Source organism: Erwinia sp. S43, from assembly GCF_016624745.1.
Lineage (GTDB): Bacteria > Pseudomonadota > Gammaproteobacteria > Enterobacterales > Enterobacteriaceae > Erwinia > Erwinia coffeiphila.
On the sequence record NZ_JACVTX010000094.1, the window covers coordinates 1 to 205 of the forward strand.

Below are 205 nucleotides of genomic sequence, written 5' to 3' on the forward strand. Positions count from 1 at the left end.
AATCTGCGCTTCCTGCAGCCGCTTCTGCTCTTTCTCCTTATCAAAGATCGGGCTCAGGCCATTTGCAGCATGCTCCGTATCGCGGTCCAGCGTTGCCACATCCTGCTGCTGTTTGTCTTTGTCGCGGATAATGATCGTGCCGTCTTCCACCGCCGCGTGCGTGGTGGAGCTGTCGTGCCCGCTGCCGTTGGCACCGACCAGCGTG

The 205-nt window shown here is 60.0% G+C and carries 1 pseudogene; it reads right to left on the reverse strand.

Annotated features, from left to right (window positions below):
* Nucleotides 1-205, reverse strand: a pseudogene (locus IBT47_RS26895) (filamentous hemagglutinin); the annotation flags it as partial.